This is a genomic window from Neptunicella marina, assembly GCF_014270035.1.
Taxonomy (GTDB): Bacteria; Pseudomonadota; Gammaproteobacteria; order Enterobacterales; family Alteromonadaceae; genus Neptunicella; species Neptunicella marina.
On the sequence record NZ_JACNEP010000001.1, the window covers coordinates 371,232 to 387,405 of the forward strand.

At 43.6% G+C, this 16,174-nt stretch carries 17 protein-coding genes; 4 read left to right on the forward strand and 13 right to left on the reverse strand.

Going from position 1 to position 16,174, the window contains the following annotated elements:
- Positions 1 to 3 precede the first annotated feature (3 nt).
- Both pgl and zwf read right to left on the reverse strand, forming a co-directional pair.
- Positions 4 to 690, reverse strand: coding sequence for a 6-phosphogluconolactonase (gene pgl, locus H8B19_RS01740; protein WP_186505048.1), 687 nt, complete (start codon positions 688 to 690; stop codon positions 4 to 6).
- A complete protein-coding gene (gene zwf / locus H8B19_RS01745) occupies positions 687 to 2,177 on the reverse strand; it encodes a glucose-6-phosphate dehydrogenase (protein ID WP_186505049.1) in 1,491 nt (496 codons plus the stop codon). Before zwf ends, pgl begins: the two co-directional genes overlap by 4 nt.
- Positions 2,178 to 2,415: 238 nt before the next feature.
- Here zwf and H8B19_RS01750 point away from each other — a divergent pair, with 238 nt between their 5' ends.
- Together H8B19_RS01750 and pyk are read left to right on the forward strand one after the other, a co-directional pair.
- Positions 2,416 to 3,258, forward strand: coding sequence for a MurR/RpiR family transcriptional regulator (locus tag H8B19_RS01750; protein ID WP_186505050.1), 843 nt, complete (start codon positions 2,416 to 2,418; stop codon positions 3,256 to 3,258).
- Positions 3,259 to 3,449: 191 nt separating this feature from the next.
- Complete coding sequence (pyk, locus tag H8B19_RS01755; protein WP_186505182.1) at positions 3,450 to 4,883, forward strand: pyruvate kinase; 1,434 nt, start codon at positions 3,450 to 3,452, stop codon at positions 4,881 to 4,883.
- Here the strand turns inward: pyk and H8B19_RS01760 are convergent.
- The gene (locus H8B19_RS01760) at positions 4,873 to 5,397 is read right to left on the reverse strand and encodes a hypothetical protein (protein ID WP_186505051.1); all 525 of its coding nucleotides are present in this window, start codon (positions 5,395 to 5,397) and stop codon (positions 4,873 to 4,875) included. The two genes, pyk and H8B19_RS01760, sit on opposite strands and share 11 nt — an antisense overlap.
- 155 nt (positions 5,398 to 5,552) lie before the next feature.
- Here H8B19_RS01760 and H8B19_RS01765 point away from each other — a divergent pair, with 155 nt between their 5' ends.
- Positions 5,553 to 6,743, forward strand: coding sequence for a PQQ-dependent sugar dehydrogenase (locus H8B19_RS01765; RefSeq protein ID WP_186505052.1), 1,191 nt, complete (start codon positions 5,553 to 5,555; stop codon positions 6,741 to 6,743).
- Here H8B19_RS01765 and H8B19_RS01770 read toward each other — a convergent pair.
- The 3 genes from H8B19_RS01770 to H8B19_RS01780 all read right to left on the reverse strand — a co-directional run bounded on the left by H8B19_RS01770 (position 6,670) and on the right by H8B19_RS01780 (position 8,936).
- Positions 6,670 to 7,071 (reverse strand): hypothetical protein, encoded by a 402-nt coding sequence (locus tag H8B19_RS01770; protein WP_186505053.1) that lies wholly within the window; start codon positions 7,069 to 7,071, stop codon positions 6,670 to 6,672. The two genes, H8B19_RS01765 and H8B19_RS01770, sit on opposite strands and share 74 nt — an antisense overlap.
- A gap of 21 nt (positions 7,072 to 7,092) precedes the next feature.
- Positions 7,093 to 8,031: a DMT family transporter gene (locus tag H8B19_RS01775; RefSeq protein ID WP_186505054.1), complete on the reverse strand. Its 939-nt coding sequence runs from the start codon at positions 8,029 to 8,031 to the stop codon at positions 7,093 to 7,095.
- A gap of 65 nt (positions 8,032 to 8,096) precedes the next feature.
- Complete coding sequence (locus H8B19_RS01780; RefSeq protein WP_186505055.1) at positions 8,097 to 8,936, reverse strand: DUF6279 family lipoprotein; 840 nt, start codon at positions 8,934 to 8,936, stop codon at positions 8,097 to 8,099.
- 166 nt (positions 8,937 to 9,102) lie between these two features.
- Here H8B19_RS01780 and H8B19_RS01785 point away from each other — a divergent pair, with 166 nt between their 5' ends.
- Positions 9,103 to 10,107, forward strand: a complete 1,005-nt coding sequence (locus tag H8B19_RS01785) for an ATP-dependent 6-phosphofructokinase (protein WP_186505056.1) — start codon at positions 9,103 to 9,105, stop codon at positions 10,105 to 10,107.
- Between the two features lie 21 nt (positions 10,108 to 10,128).
- On the opposite strand, the gene H8B19_RS01790 is transcribed toward H8B19_RS01785, so the two are convergent.
- The 7 genes from H8B19_RS01790 to H8B19_RS01820 form a co-directional block, all read right to left on the reverse strand.
- Entirely contained in the window at positions 10,129 to 10,548 is a 420-nt protein-coding gene (locus tag H8B19_RS01790; RefSeq protein ID WP_186505057.1) for an ACT domain-containing protein, read from the reverse strand.
- Positions 10,549 to 10,616: 68 nt separating this feature from the next.
- Positions 10,617 to 11,267: a M15 family metallopeptidase gene (locus H8B19_RS01795; RefSeq protein ID WP_206683151.1), complete on the reverse strand. Its 651-nt coding sequence runs from the start codon at positions 11,265 to 11,267 to the stop codon at positions 10,617 to 10,619.
- 29 nt (positions 11,268 to 11,296) lie between these two features.
- Entirely contained in the window at positions 11,297 to 12,841 is a 1,545-nt protein-coding gene (locus H8B19_RS01800; protein WP_186505058.1) for an N-acyl-D-amino-acid deacylase family protein, read from the reverse strand.
- A gap of 31 nt (positions 12,842 to 12,872) precedes the next feature.
- Positions 12,873 to 13,697: a response regulator gene (locus H8B19_RS01805; protein ID WP_186505059.1), complete on the reverse strand. Its 825-nt coding sequence runs from the start codon at positions 13,695 to 13,697 to the stop codon at positions 12,873 to 12,875.
- Positions 13,681 to 14,757, reverse strand: coding sequence for a histidine kinase (locus H8B19_RS01810; protein ID WP_186505184.1), 1,077 nt, complete (start codon positions 14,755 to 14,757; stop codon positions 13,681 to 13,683). The genes H8B19_RS01805 and H8B19_RS01810 overlap by 17 nt, the downstream gene beginning before the upstream one ends.
- Positions 14,758 to 14,873: 116 nt before the next feature.
- Positions 14,874 to 15,335, reverse strand: coding sequence for an Mpo1 family 2-hydroxy fatty acid dioxygenase (locus H8B19_RS01815; RefSeq protein ID WP_186505185.1), 462 nt, complete (start codon positions 15,333 to 15,335; stop codon positions 14,874 to 14,876).
- A 42-nt stretch (positions 15,336 to 15,377) separates the two neighbouring features.
- Positions 15,378 to 16,061, reverse strand: coding sequence for a flagellar brake domain-containing protein (locus H8B19_RS01820; protein WP_186505060.1), 684 nt, complete (start codon positions 16,059 to 16,061; stop codon positions 15,378 to 15,380).
- Positions 16,062 to 16,174: the final 113 nt, after the last annotated feature.

The following is a 16,174-nucleotide window of genomic DNA, read 5'->3' on the forward strand; positions in this document are numbered from 1 at the left end:
CTCCTATGCTGCCCACATCAGTTCGACATCGGCACGTGACAACACGGCACGAATTGGCATGGCAAATTCGTCATCTCCAGCCAGCGCTTGCTCCAAAACCTGCTTTTTGCTTTCACCTGTCAGGTGCAAAAAGATATTCTGGCTGCTTAACAACGCTTTTAGCGTAAATGAAATGCGCTGGTGAGGTGCGGTTGTGGGCGTTACCGCAATTAACTGCTGATCAGTGTTCAAATCCAATCCCTGTTGGATTTGCGCTGAGCACGGGAATAAAGAAGCAGTATGGCCATCTTCGCCCATGCCCAGAATCAATACATCAAAGGGTTGTGACATTGCACTTACACGTGCACTCACTTCATCAATGGCATCTGCAGCATCGGCTTTATCTGCCACCAAAGAATAAAAACTGGCTTTGCTGGCGTAGCCTTGCAACAAATTATTTCTCACCAGTTTTTCATTGCTGGCGTCATCATCAGTGGATACCCAACGCTCATCGGCCAGACTAATATCCACTTTGCTCCAGTCCATGTTGGTCTCAGACAAAGCTTTAAATAAACCTAACGGCGTACGACCACCAGAAACCAGAATGCTGGCACGGCCTTTTTTGGCAATACCCTGCTCCAGTAATTCAACAATACGCTGACTGAATACGCTGTTTAACTGTTCGGCAGATTCAAAAGTGGATTGTTTCATTTTTTAGTCACCCTGCCCTCGTACCAGGCACGACCTTCTTTAGCCAGTAATGCAATCGATGCAACGGGTCCCCATGTACCTGCCTGATAAGGTGCAGGCGGTTCATTACTGGCACGCCATGCATCCATAATGCCATCGACCCAGGTCCATGCCTGTTCAACTTCATCACGATGCACAAATAATGTCTGGTTGCCTAACATCACATCCAGAATCAGTTTTTCGTAAGCATCGGCAATACGTTCATCTTTAAAGGTTTCAGAAAAACTCAGGTTTAGCTTGGTTTTTTGTAAATCCATGCCTTTTGAGCCTGTTAAGCCCGGTAATTTATTCATTACCGTGACTTCAACACCTTCATCCGGTTGCAGACGAATGGTTAATTTATTGGGTGGCAAGCTTGGGAAACTGTCTTTAAACAGGTTGTGAGGCTGTTTTTTAAAGTAGATAACCACTTCACTCACTTTTGATGGCAAGCGTTTACCGGTACGTAAATAGAACGGAACCCCAGCCCAACGCCAGTTATCAATTTCGACTTTTAATGCAACAAAAGTTTCAGTCTGGCTAACAGTATTAGCATCTGGCTCTTCCAGATAACCCGGTACTTCTTTACCATTGATAAAACCGTTAACGTACTGACCACGAACGGTATTTTCCTCAACATTAGTGCTGTTGATTGGACGCAGTGCTTTGAGTACTTTGACTTTTTCATTGCGGATACTGCTGGCTTCCAGTGTCGCGGGGGGTTCCATCGCGATCAGCGTCAGGATTTGCAACAAATGGTTTTGCACCATGTCCCGCATCTGGCCGGCTTCATCAAAATAGCCCCAACGACCTTCAATACCCACCGATTCTGCCACGCTGATTTGCACATGGTCGATACAGTTATGGTCCCAGTTATTGGTAAAGATTGAGTTAGCAAAGCGCAATGCAATCAGATTTAGTACGGTTTCTTTACCCAAATAATGGTCGATACGGTAAATCTGATCTTCATTAAAGTATTCAGCAACCTGATCATTGATCACTTTAGATGATTCTAAATCATGACCAATGGGTTTTTCGAGCACGACTCGTAATGACGGATCAATGACACCGGCATGATGCATACCGTTACAGATATCACCAAAAATGGAAGGTGGTGTTGCAAAATAACACACCATGGTACGTTTGGATTCTGCATAAGGTTTTAAAGCCTTATAATCATCCATCTGCTTGAAGTCGATTTTGATGTAATCCAGACGCGTCAGCAATCGCTTTAATGTATCTTCGCAAATGGCATCTGAATTAAATTTTCGAATATTTTCCTCTGCCATCTGCACATATTCTTCATCAGTCATTTCCTGACGTGCAGCCCCGACAATACGGGTTTCTTTGTGTAGCAGGTTGGCTTTTTCCAACTGATATAAAGAAGGCAACAATTTACGACGAGCAAGATCCCCACCGGTTCCGTATAAAACAAAATCGCAAGGGTTTGAATGATTGTCCAACACCATGTAATTACCTGATTCGTTGTCTAAAAACTAAAAACGTAAGCTTACTATATGAAGCAGAATTATTCTCGTTTTACTAACACTAGTAAAACTTATTTGTAGTAATTTTACAACAGAATAGATTTTATTTTGACCTTATTAGGCAATGGTGTAGCCTATTCACCAGTTTCTGTTGGCTTAATTGTCAAAAAGTTACGGATGACTTACCACTTTTGACCTTACATAAAGAACAATAGCAATAATGAATATCTTAGAAAAAATAACGCTCCATCATAATCAATTCAGTAAATCGGAACGTAAAGTGGCAGATGCCATCCTTGACGACCCCAAATCCACTATCCATTACAGTATTGCTACGTTAGCAAAACTGGCGGATGTAAGTGAACCAACGGTAAACCGATTTTGTCGACGTTTAGATACCAAAGGCTTCCCTGATTTTAAATTGCATCTGGCGCAGAGCCTGGCCAATGGTACGCCTTATGTTAACCGTCACGTGGAAGAGAATGACACTGCGGATGAATACACCCGTAAAATATTTGAATCAACCATGGCCTCTTTGGATGTTGCACGTCAGTCTATTGATATCCAAACAGTCAACCGTGTCGTTGACCTGCTGACTCAGGCCAAAAAAATCTCTTTCTTTGGTTTGGGTGCCTCAGCTTCTGTCGCCCATGATGCATTAAACAAGTTTTTCCGCTTTAACGTGCCTGTTACCTATTTTGAAGACATTCTAATGCAGCGTATGAGCTGTATGAACTGTAACGAAGGGGATGTGGTGGTGTTAATTTCTCACACCGGTCGTACTAAATCACTGGTGGATGTGGCGCAGATTGCCCGCTCTAATGATGCAACCGTAGTGGGTTTAACCAGTGAAGGCAGCCCGCTGGCCAATGAATGTAACCATGTCATTTCAATGAAAGTACCGGAAGATACCGATATGTATATGCCCATGGCATCCCGTATTGCTCAGCTGGTTTTGATTGATATCCTGGCCACTGGTTTTACCCTGCGCCGCGGACCAAAATTCCGTGAAAACCTGAAGAAAGTCAAAGACACCCTGCGCGGGTCCCGATATGACAAGTAAATGAAAAAACATAAAGGAGCCAAATGGCTCCTTTTTGTTAATATTACGACTAATTAGTGAAGCACTGGTACGAGCATTGATTAAATGGCCGCATAAAAGCGGGAATCGTTTCACATTTTTGCCATAGTGCTTTAATATTTTGTAATTAAATTACAACAAACTTCGATTTCTACAGGCTAATCTCAATTATGATGCTAAGAAGAACTAAAATTGTTGCCACTCTCGGCCCTGCAACAGATAGCAAAGAACAAATCTCCGCCATTCTCAAAGCAGGTGCAAATGTTCTGCGAATGAACTTTTCTCATGGCACCGCGGAAGACCACATTGCCCGTGCTCAACGTGTACGTGAAGCAGCAGAAGAGCTGGGCAAATATGTTGCCATTCTGGGCGATCTTCAGGGTCCCAAAATCCGCGTAGCTCGTTTTGTCGAAGGTAGTATTAAACTGGCAATTGGCGATAAGTTTGTTCTGGATGCAGGTCTGGATCGTGACGCGGGTAATCAGCATTGCGTGGGTATTGACTACAAAGCGCTGCCTCAGGATGTTGAATCCGGCGATATCCTGTTACTGGATGATGGTCGTATCCAGCTGCGGGTAGAGAGCGTGGATGGCAACAAAGTCCTGACCGAAGTAACCGTTGGTGGCAAACTGTCTAATAACAAAGGTATTAATCGTTTAGGTGGTGGCCTGTCAGCCGATGCTCTGACCGAAAAAGACAAAGAAGATATCAAAACCGCAGCCAAAATGAATGTGGACTATCTGGCGGTATCTTTCCCGCGTAATGGTGACGATTTGCGTTATGCACGTGAACTGGCCGTTGCCGCCGGTTGTAATGCCAAAATATGCGCCAAGGTTGAACGTGCTGAAGCAGTTCAGACCGATGAAGCCATGGATGACATTATCGAAGCATCAGATGCAGTTATGGTTGCCCGTGGTGATTTGGGTGTGGAAATTGGCGACGCTGAATTAGTTGGTGTGCAGAAAAAACTGATTGCGCGTTCACGTCAGTTAAACAAAGTGGTTATTACTGCGACTCAGATGATGGAGTCCATGATCGACAGCCCTATGCCCACCCGTGCTGAAGTCATGGACGTGGCAAACGCTGTACTGGATGGTACCGATGCGGTGATGTTATCAGCGGAAACCGCCGCAGGTAACTACCCGGTTGAAACGGTGTCAGCAATGGCGCGTGTTTGTGAAGGCGCAGAGACACATCCAAGTGTGAAAATTTCCAAACACCGAATAGATGAGCATTTTAGCACCGTTAGCGAAACTACTGCCTTGTCAGCGGTGTACGCAGCCAACCATTTGTCGTCAATAAAAGCCATTGTTGCACTGACAGAAACCGGTGATACTGCACGTCTGATGTCTCGTATTACCAGTTCGCTGCCTATTTTGGCCTTGTCCCGCCACCAAAGCTCTCTCAACGTCATGGCACTTTATCGTGGAGTGAAGCCGGTTTATTTTGATTCCAAACACTGCCAGCCGGGTCGTTTAGCATTTGATGTTAAAGCCCGTCTACTGGAAAAAGGCCTGGTGCAACCCGGCGATCAACTGATCATGACCTATGGCGATAATATGGAAACCGTGGGTGCAACTAACAGCTGTAAAATTATTACCGTATAGCAGCTTGTTTGTTTGAATCATAGTGATTACGCCGTCTGCTTAGGCGGCGTTTTTGTCTCTGTAAGCGTAAATATTTAATCGTGGAGGCATACACTAAACCACCACACCACCCCGCAAATACCTGAGTGGAAAGCCCCACAACGCCCCGGGCCCCGGCAATAAGATAAATATCAAATATTGCGCTTATTAACAGATGCGCAATCAACATACTAAGCGCCCCGGCAAACGGAAATATCCAGTAAGACACACGCTTTCCATAGGAAGAAACCTGAAAACGCAATGCAGAGACCACAACAAACGCCAGCAACAATGCGGCAGCAACGATGGGGGCAAAACCTGCCAACAAATTTCCCCAGTCACTAATAACCGAACGCAGCCATACATCCGATGGCAGATTTACCCCCACATCCGTTAATGCACCTAATACCAATAAAGTATGAAAAGTACTCGCCAATAAATAGGTCAGCACTGTGGCAAAACAATAACTAATCAATCTGCGATGGATTTTTTTCATGTGGCGCGTCCTGCAATTAGGGCAAGTTAATCTTTAGTTTGTTATGTGGTCGCCCGGCTCATTACCTTCCCTTGCCACTGAAGGCAGGTTAGGATAGGTTATTATTTTTTATACAATAATTTGAATTGAGACTCAAATCGCCACGGAATGCATATATGAATGTAAAACAGCGCTATTTGGCCATATCAGGACTGTATTTCATCATGGCACAAAGCATTGCCACACCGGAAACATCAACAGGTTACACTTTTCCGGCATATAATCTTGATGTCATCACGCATTCACTTAACCATCCGTGGGCGATGGCGGAAATCGCCCCCCAAACCTTTTTAATCACCACAAAACCCGGTCAATTGTTACGCCTCGAAAAAGGTCAAATTGTGGCGCAAGTAACTGGTGTACCAGATGTCTATTACGCCAGCCAGGGTGGATTACTGGATATAGTATTACACCCTGATTTTCACACAAATCACTTAATTTACCTTAGCTTTGCCCAGGGAACAGCCAGTCACAATCATATCAGCGTGATGCAGGCTGAACTGTCCGGAAATCATTTACAACATCAAAAAGTTATATTCAGCGCCAGTCCGGACAAGGATACACCCGTTCATTATGGTGGACGATTGCTTTTTCTAGAGGACAAAACCCTGATATTAACGGTTGGTGAGGGGTTTAATTACCGCGAACAGGCACAGGTTAAATCCAGTCAAATGGGGAAATTGCTTAGAATGAAAGATGATGGCAGCGTGCCGGATGATAATCCTTTTACAGATGATTCTGCTGTGGATCCCTATATCTGGTCCATTGGGCATCGTAATCCACAAGGACTGGCATATGATCCCAGACATCATGTTTTATATGAGCACGAACATGGCCCGGCAGGTGGCGATGAAGTAAACCTGATTGAAAAAGGCAAAAATTATGGCTGGCCAGTGATCACCAAAGGCATGGATTATTCAGGTGCCATGATCAGCCCCTATCAGCAATATCCTGGCATGGAACAACCAATAGTAGACTGGACGCCGTCCATAGCCCCCTCTTCAATGCAAATCTATTACGGTGACATGTTTAAACAGATAAATGGGGATTTACTGGTTACCACGCTAAAAACCCGGGCATTACGCTGGTTGAAAGTACAAAAAAATAAGGTCATGCAGCAACGAAACTTGTTAAGGCACCTCAATCAGCGCATGCGATATGTGCATATTGCCGCCGATGGCAGTATTTATTTATTAACCGACGGTAGTGATGCCAAATTACTGAGAATGTCGGCTAAAACCACTGCACCTGCACAAGTCCCCAAAAAATCAGTAGCAAAAGATAAATTACAGCCTGGGTCGGCCTGACCGCCGCCCTCAGATATTGATGAAGCAAAACACTCAGTCCACGGGGTTGATTTTGCCATTCGAGATACAGACGAAAGCCACCTTGCTGACTATTATTCTGAATGAATTGTTCAACCGTTAGTAAACGGGATTCCAAACGTTGTTGAAAGGTTTTAAGCATACAGTCTATCAACAACAGCAAAACCACAAATATCGCTCCATAAGCTATCTGAAACCCATAAAGTAGTGCTGTTACAATCACAGCTACCACTTTAATGCTTAACGACAAGCGTTCATAACTTTCATATTGTTGTTGTAACAATAACCATTCCCGCTCGAGTCCTTTCATTTTAATTCCCTGTTTGTAATCCTATTTGGCTTTTACACCCGGACGAGCTTTGCCCATCGATGCCAGAATAGATCCGAGCATAACCAACCCTGCGCCAACATAAGCCAACAGATTAATGTCGCTTTGAGCAAAATACTGTGGCCAGAATTTTACCGCGAGTGACATACTAAAAATGGTCACTAATGGTGCTAAAGCGATCACCGCACTCACTTTGGAGGCATGCCATACAGCCATGGCTTCCGTAAAAGCACCATAGCCAATAATGGTATTGGCACAACAGAACAACAGTGCCAAAAATTGTAATTGATTCATCTCCAGCACTGTGAACAGGGTAGAAAAAGGCAATAACACCACAACGCCGGCTGTGTACATTATCAACGTCAGTTGTTTAGCATTCATGCTTTTAAGCAAGCGTTTTTGCAATAAGCCATATACAGCCCAGGTAACAGCGGCAAGAATAATCATCAATACCCCCAGACTATAGCGGTTTACCGATGTTAACAATTCATCCAGTCGGTTATTAAAAAACAACAACATGCCACTAAACAAAATAAAAGCGCCCAGCCACTCCAGCCGGCTGAACTTTTCTTTATAAAGAAATATCCCCCCCAACATTACTAAAAACGGCGCCAGTTGAATAAGAACCTGCGCCGTTTCGGGATTCAGATAATCAAGCCCTTTTAAATAAAAGACATAGTTAACAATTAAACCCGCAGAGGCAATAAACAACCATCTGGCCTGCTGTCCACCCAACTGTGCTAAGGAAGGTAATTTGTTTTGGCGTAACAGCAACAAAAACACAAATAAAGCCGCCACCATAAAGCGGTACCAGGTAATAGTGACCGGATCCATTTTTTGCAATGCGAGTTTTAGGAAAACCGGTAATACTCCCCACATGATTGCGGTGGTTAACGCCAGAAAAAAGCCATACCAATGGCGCACTTCATATTGGTTTTGCATCAGATAAATTCTACTTAAACAGGAAAGACAATGTGCTGCTGTCGCTTACCCGCCTTGAATGCCACTTAGTGCTGGATTAAATCATCCAGGTCTTCAATTAAATCATCCAGTTCACGATTTAATTTCGCCACCTGTGCCGGGGTCAGGGTTTGATCAATATCTGCGACGAGGCGAGCGTACAACATCCTGTTTTGCTCTACCAGAGATATAAACGACTGATCCTGAAATTCTTCCGGATGCCCAAGTAAATGTAAAAATTGTTGGTCAAAATCAGCCATTTTTTCACGTTGTAGCAACATCTCTTTGCATGCTTGCTGAAAAGCCTGCCGGTAAGCAATCCAGGCTTTAAATGCAGAATTAAATTGTGGAGCTGCCTGTTGAATCATATCAAGCTGTTTGGCATTTAAATGACCGACAAACTCTTCGATATTTTCCCTGGTATCCTCTATCCGCTCTTCAAGCTTCTCGTTGGCAGATTTGTCCTGACGTCTTTTTATCGATTTGTTATTTTGCTTATCCAGTTCGGCAAATATGGAGTCAACCTGCTCATCGCTGATCAGATGTGCTAACGATACTAAATCAGGAATCACCCGGTCACGAAAACGATACCAATGCTCCCGGCCCTGCTCAAATTGCTCTAACCACTGCCCGGCGGTGAGTGGCCCCTGATATCGAAGTGACTTTAATGTTTCAAGTTGCTGCTTGTAACGAGCCAGCTCTTCTTTACGATGCCAGCTAAGCCATAGATTTAGCTTTTTATCCACCTGCTGTTTTTGCAGACGGCTTAAATCGATATAGTCATCAATGTACCAGTAACTTATCCAGTCCAGATTGTTGTAGGCGAATTTTGAACTACAGCCAGTTACTAAAAGCAACAACCCCAGTATCCCTGCCCAACGACGCATAAGAATCAACCTTTTGATGAATATATTTATTCATCCTGCCGGGATTATGCTCTGGCTTCAATTATTTACTAACGCTTTGTTACAGAAAATGAATTTCCTTTGCTCTGTTAAAAAAATGTGGCATTTTTGACTTTTAATAAATTCATTCCAACGCAAGGAAAAGATTATGAAGCGTATCGCAGTGTTAACATCAGGTGGTGATGCTCCGGGTATGAATGCATGTATCCGCGCCATCGTATTAACTGCGCATCGTAATCAAATTGAGGTTATTGGTTATCGTCACGGATACAACGGGTTATTAAAACGCGAATATCAGCCACTTCACCCAGGTGATGTGGTCAATATTATTCAGCGTGGCGGTACCATTTTACGCAGTGCCCGCTGCCCTGAATTTGTCAGCACCGAATCCGCAGAACGTGCAGCACAAAATCTTAATGACATGCACATCGATGCATTGCTGATAATTGGTGGCAATGGCTCATTTATGGGGGCTGAACACCTTGGCCGTCACTGGGACGGACAAATAATTACCCTGCCCGGTACTATCGATAATGACATTACCGGTACCGACGGCACTATCGGCTATTACACGGCGATAGATACGGCACTGGAAGCAATTGACAAAGTGCGTGATACCGCTGATGCATTTGAGCGTATTTTTCTGATAGAGGTAATGGGCCGTCATGCCGGATTTATTGGCTTAAATGCGGCAATAGGCTCCGGAGCCGAACAAATGTTGTTACCAGAATTGGTAGACGATGGTAACGCTATCGATTTAAAGCAAATCATGCGTCATGTAAAAGTCACTCGTGAAAAACGCGGTATGTGCAGTTACATTATTGTCATTACAGAAAACCTTTATCCCGGCGGCGCAAACGCACTGGCGACCAAATTAACCGAAGAAATGAATGTAGATTGTAAACCCGTCATTCTGGGTTACATTCAACGTGGTGGTTCACCGGTCAGCATGGACAGGATCCTCGCGACAAAACTCGGGGCATATGCTGTTGAAGCCGCTCGTGATGGCAAGCACCTGATAATGATTGGGGAACAAAACCACAATGTAGTTGAGATACCTCTGGAACAAACACGTAGCAGCAAAAAACCATTGGATCCATATTTAGTAGAAATCCAGCAGGACTTTTTTGATCTGGTTAAAAACCCGGTCTAACACTGGGTTTTAGCCACTAACTTAACCTGCCTTTTGCTGATATTGTTCCGATAATTCAGTTAATACATGCATGGCTTTATAGGCCAGTTTTACCGGCACAAATACATGGTCATGGTAATAAGCTGCTACCACATTGGCACTAATATGATGAGCCGCTAAATGCTGGCTTATCGCAGCCGTTAATCCGACGGCCTCAAGTGAAGAATGCACTTTAAGCGTGATACACTTAAATACCCCCTCAAAATCCACGGCAAACCGCTCCGCCGTTTCACGCTTAACAATCAGGGTTATACCTTCTGGCTCCACAAAATGTGCCATAGGCTCCATGCCCAAAAAGTCACCGATTTGTCCATGCACAAAGGTACAAAATACAAATTCCTGCTCAGATAATACTGGCGATAAACTTGCCAGAATATGCTCTAAATCGGTTTCTCCAGCCACTCTCGTTCTCCGTTCTGGCTCTGTTATCATTAGTGAAAATATGCGTTTAACTGCCTTGCGCGCCTCGATTAATAAGCTAACACCGGAAAGTTATAATAATGTTTCGTTGTTTGCTGGCTATCCTGTTCATGGGTGTAATGCCACCACTCCATGGGATAATTACTGAAATTGCCCTTTGCCATTAAATTTTTGAGGGTATAACGGTTAGCTCTTTGTTGAGCCGTAACCTCCGGGTTATCGGTATTGGACAGAGGATCAAACAAATCAAACTGCCCCCCCATATCCAGCAATTGCCACTGACCCTGTTCATTTTTCTGCGCAAGGCTTAAGTCTATGGTGTAACCACGACTATGGCCGGACTTTTCCGCGATATAGTCACCCAGCAAAACGCCTTTATCGAGATTAGGATAATATTCGGTTTTGGTTTTAGTATCCTCAATGTCATTCACCCAACGCACAAAATGATCTACCGCGCGCTGTGGTCGGTAACAATCAAATAACACCAGCTTTAACCCCTGAGTCTTTGCTGCTTGTGCCACCAATTGCAATGACGTTGCCGCGGTCGTTTTCAAAATACATTGCCGTGCCTGATAACCATCAACCACACTGCCAACAAAATTATTACGGGTGGCATAACGCATTTGATAAATTGCATTGGGGATCAGTTTATTAACACTGGAAAAATCAGCAGGTAGTGACGGCTGTTCAGCCCGGAGCAAAGGACTGGCGAAAATAACTGCCAGTGCAACTAATGCTCTTGATTGTAAGAAGCTGGTAATAATAATTGTCCTTGTCTGTTTAAATTAACGTTACCTTGCTCAATAGCAAACTTACCATTAACCATCACCCATTCAAATCCGGTGGCTAACTGATGAGGATGCTGATAGTCAGCATGACTTTTTATCTGATTAAGGTCAAACAACAACAGGTCAGCGCTGTATCCTTCGCGAATCAATCCTCGTTTCGGTAACCCGATGATCTGCGCAGCCAATCCTGTCATTTTATAGATGGCTTTTTCAATGGTTAACAGACCCTGTTGTTTAACATATTGCTGCAAAACTTTTGCAAAACTGCCATAGCCCCGCGGATGATACATAGTCGGGCTGCCATCGGAACCAATTGCCACCAAACGGCTTTTCAGCAATTCTTCCTGAAGTGCATCGTCCATAATAAAATAAGCGGCAGAGGCACCTTCAGGCCCCAGATCATCAATTAATACATCCTGAAAAGGCTTTTCCAGCAAGGTGGCGACTTCTTCCAGCGTTCTTCCCTTATATTTGCCGGTCCCCATTAAGGTGCTGCCCGGCCCTCCGCGGGATAACACTTTATTTAATAAATATTGCTCCAGCTCTTTACGACGGGTCTGCACTGCCCGCTGCATCATGCCATCGGTTTTTGCCCATTGCGGAAATAATATGGCTAAACCGGTATAACTTGCCGTATAGGGGTAGATATCCGCTGTAATATGAATACGTTCGTTATTGTATTGCTCCAGCAGCGCCACGATGTCCTTACCACGCTCAGCGCCCTGGCCATAAACAGATTTAATATGCGAAATATGTACTTTGGCAAACTTGCCCTGACGCGCCAGTTCATGAATTGAGGTAAAAAGTTTGTCATCGTCCTCACTACGCATATGACTCATGATCAGCCGGTGTTTTTTACCAACAATTTTGGCCAGCGCGATGAGCTCTGATTCGGGAGCATGGATTGCAGGCACATATTCGAGACCGGTTGATAAACCAAAATGCGTATCAAGTGCGTTGTTTAACACACTTTCCATTGCTGAGATTTGCTTTTCAGATACGTTGGAAACGTTTCCTATTCCAACATAGCGGCGCAGACTACCATGACCAACCAGCATGCCAATATTAACTGCAACACCCTGTGGATCCCACTGCTGTTGCCAGCTCTGGATACCACTAATAGCCGGGCTAAAACCATCCTGTCCCAGTACAACGCTGGTAACCCCCATGCTAATAAAGTTAGTAAAAGCACCATCTTTAACCGGATTGCCATGAGCATGTAAATCAATAAACCCAGGGGTTAAATATTTACCCGCCGCATCAATAGTTTGCGTAGCGATAATATTGTGTTTAGCGGCGTCTCCAACAAAGCTGACCTGCCCTCCCGTCACCGCAACATCACCAATAAAAGCAGGTCTGCCACTACCATCAATCACCCTTGCGTGGGTAAACAAAACATCAACGACACTGGCTCGCGCAGCAAAACCTGCAAGCAATAGGCTCACCGCAAGAAAAAACTGATAAAAGCGTCTACAGGATGTTGTCATAACCGCCCAACTACATTGATGACCGAATGTGTTATACACCTACCATGGTTTTCACTTTATCCCTATTACTACGACTGACTTTAAGCTCGCTACCACAGGTTAAAATAAGGTGATACTCACCACTCACATGACTTACCATTTTGGTCACAAACCGAATATTGACAATAGCTGAACGGTGCACACGCACAAAATGTCTGGGGTCGAGTAATTCTTCGAGCTCCTTCATGGTACTGCGCATAATATGGGTACCATTCACCGAATGCACACACATATAATCTCCTGCAGCGTCTATCCATTTAATATCAGATAACGCCACCCGGGTAACCTCATTACCATCTTTAACCGCCAGTACATCCGGATAAGGATTAATATTAATGTTTTTACCTTCGGCCAGGTCCTGCAATATGGTTTCGCAATCTTCACCTGTGAAATTGGCCACCAAAGAAGCCAGATGACGCTTTTGTTGTTCGCCTTCGCGCAACTGATAATGTTGCATCACTTTATTAATAGCCTGACCTAAACGCTCGTTGTCCACCGGCTTAAGCACATAGTCCAGCGCATGCACATCAAAGGCTTTAATCGCGTAGGTATCGTAAGCCGTGACAAAAATAATCAGGGGAAGAGGATGATGATTTTGCGCCAGATACTGAATCAGCTGAAAGCCATTCATACCCGGCATTTGGATATCAAGAAAAACCAAATCAGGTTTTAACGCGACTATTTTATTGGCTGCATCGTTGCCATTATGACATTCACCCACCAATTGAATCTGTTCAAAATCCTGTAAACGAACCGATAATCCCCGCCTGGCCAGCGGCTCATCATCTACTATCAGGGTTTTAATTTTCCTTTCCACGTTTTTTTTCCTGAAATGGTAGCCTTATGCGGACTTTAACACCCGTGGGCTGATTTTTAGCAATATCAAATGAGTAATTGTCTCCATACAATGACTGCAAACGCTCCTTAATATTTGGCAAACCGACGCCTTTGCTACGGTACATAGAGGATTCATCCAAATTCACACCGGGGCCGTTGTCTGCGACTTCAATCAATACATCTTTGCCAAATGCGTTTGCTGATATCCAAATAGTACCACCTTGTTCAGATGCAGCAATGGCATATTTAATCGAGTTTTCAATTAATGGTTGCAATAACATACTGGGAACTAACGCATTTTCCACTTCAGGATCGATTGCAAAGTGCACTGTTAAACGGTCGTCGAAGCGTACTTTTTCGATATCCAGATACAAACTTTCCACCTGAACTTCCTGCTTTAATGTCACCGTTTTAATCGGATCTTTGTCCAGTGAATAACGCAAAAAGTCACTTAATCGACTAACCATTTTATTGGCAGTATCGTTTTCTTTAACCAAAATCAGAGTAGATATGGCGTTTAAGGTATTAAACAAGAAGTGAGGATTTAACTGGTAGCGTAGCATTTTCAAATGAGCCTGATGTGCCATGCTCGACGCCTTTAATACATTACGTTTTTCTGCCTGCAGCATCTGGTAATACTTGATACCAAAATACAGCCCACTCCAGCTGAAAATGATATAAAACGAAGCCAGGCTATTGGTGAAATAATAAATCCAGTCTTCGGGCACATAACCAAATTTATAAATTTCCCAATAATGCAGGTTTTTAATCACCGTCCATACCAGTGCAATTAAATAGGAAGCCAGTAACATGCTGCCAATTAATGCCAGTGGTTGAAAATCCCAGATACGACGATAGAGATAACGCAGAGGGATAGTCAGTAACCAGCCCGCAATACCATTAAGCACAATAACCAAAACAAACACAGCACGCATATCGTGCAGAAACGATCCCAGATAATACACCAGCACAAAACCGGCCCAGCCACCGGTATGCAGGATCCAGAAAAAACGTTCCTTATCTTCAAACCACTTATTGATCGTCACGTGTTTATCCGCTTAGAAATGTTAACGAGTGATTATATCAAGCGGGCCGTGAGGTAATCACGGCCACTGGTCTTAAGTCGGTGTTGACTTGTCGCAGTACTAAATACGAATTAATACTGGATATTTAATTTTTTGAGAAAACCGGAAATAACCCATACCGGTCCAATAAGCAGGAATTGTACATCCTTAAAGAAAGAGGGTTTTTTACCTTCAATAGCATGACCAATAAACTGCAGGATCCACATCACGACAAATAAAATCAGGCTAAATTGCCAAACAGAAACATCCATATATTCCAGCCATTTAATGCCCCAGAATACCAAAATACTCAGAGCTGTCATGGCGGCGCCCACCGGCCCCGATAATTTAAAGTAATAAAAAAGTACCGGAATAATTGCAACATGCGCAAAGGTAAAGTCGTACTTTTCCATAATGGGTAGTACCGGAATACAGTAAAGCAACGCAACGGTGACAAAATAAATCGCCGGCACCGCAATGTTGTGGATTTTTTTGTTGGTAGGGTTTTGATGACTCTCTGAATATTCCTGCATTAATCGGTCAATATTTCGCATCATGCTCTCCGAAATGGCCTGTGGCCTGTCATTATTGTTTTATCAGATGGCGACCAGCAAATCGTCGAGTATTTCAGACACAGAATCTGCTGATTGTTCAAACTTTATACCATAATAAAAGCTCAGGCCATCAGTTCTGCTATTTACAATCATCGCTTTAATCATATGCGGCTCTTTACGATTACTTTCGATATGGACAAAGATTTCGCCGTTCTCCAGTTTTTGTTCGCTGTGACCTATCTTCTTTACACTAATACGGCAACCTGTCGAGGACATATCAACAATCACACCCTCTTTTAAATATTTTTCATTGTCGCCGTTAAAAATTTTGGCAGGAATGCTGGTTGAGGCGCGTTTAGTAGAGCGCAAACCATGCAGCTGAATATTGCCTGGAAATTGTAAAAAGATCATATGCACAGGTTTGGTAAGCACAAACATAACCTTACTCTGAAATGCTACAATTTCACCGGTATCTTCTTCAAGGATATAACGCACAACAATGTTCGCATCGTTAAAAATCATGTCACGCAAATTTCCCCATTTGCTCTCATCAGGAAATTTTATCATCAACATTTTATTACCATCACGGCCAATAAATTCAGAACGCACTCTTTTAGCGGCGTTAGGGCCTTTTAACTGCATATCAACGGCCATGCCCGGATGCATCGCATGCAGCTTTTTTAAATCTTCTAATGTCAGACGTTGAGTTTGCTTAAGGATTGCCATTTAAATCTTTATCACCCGTAATACACTGAGGTACATCGTTAAATTTGTACGACAAGAAACTGTAAGTTAAAAATACCAACGTCCGTGTATATTTAATAACCTGTTGATTATAG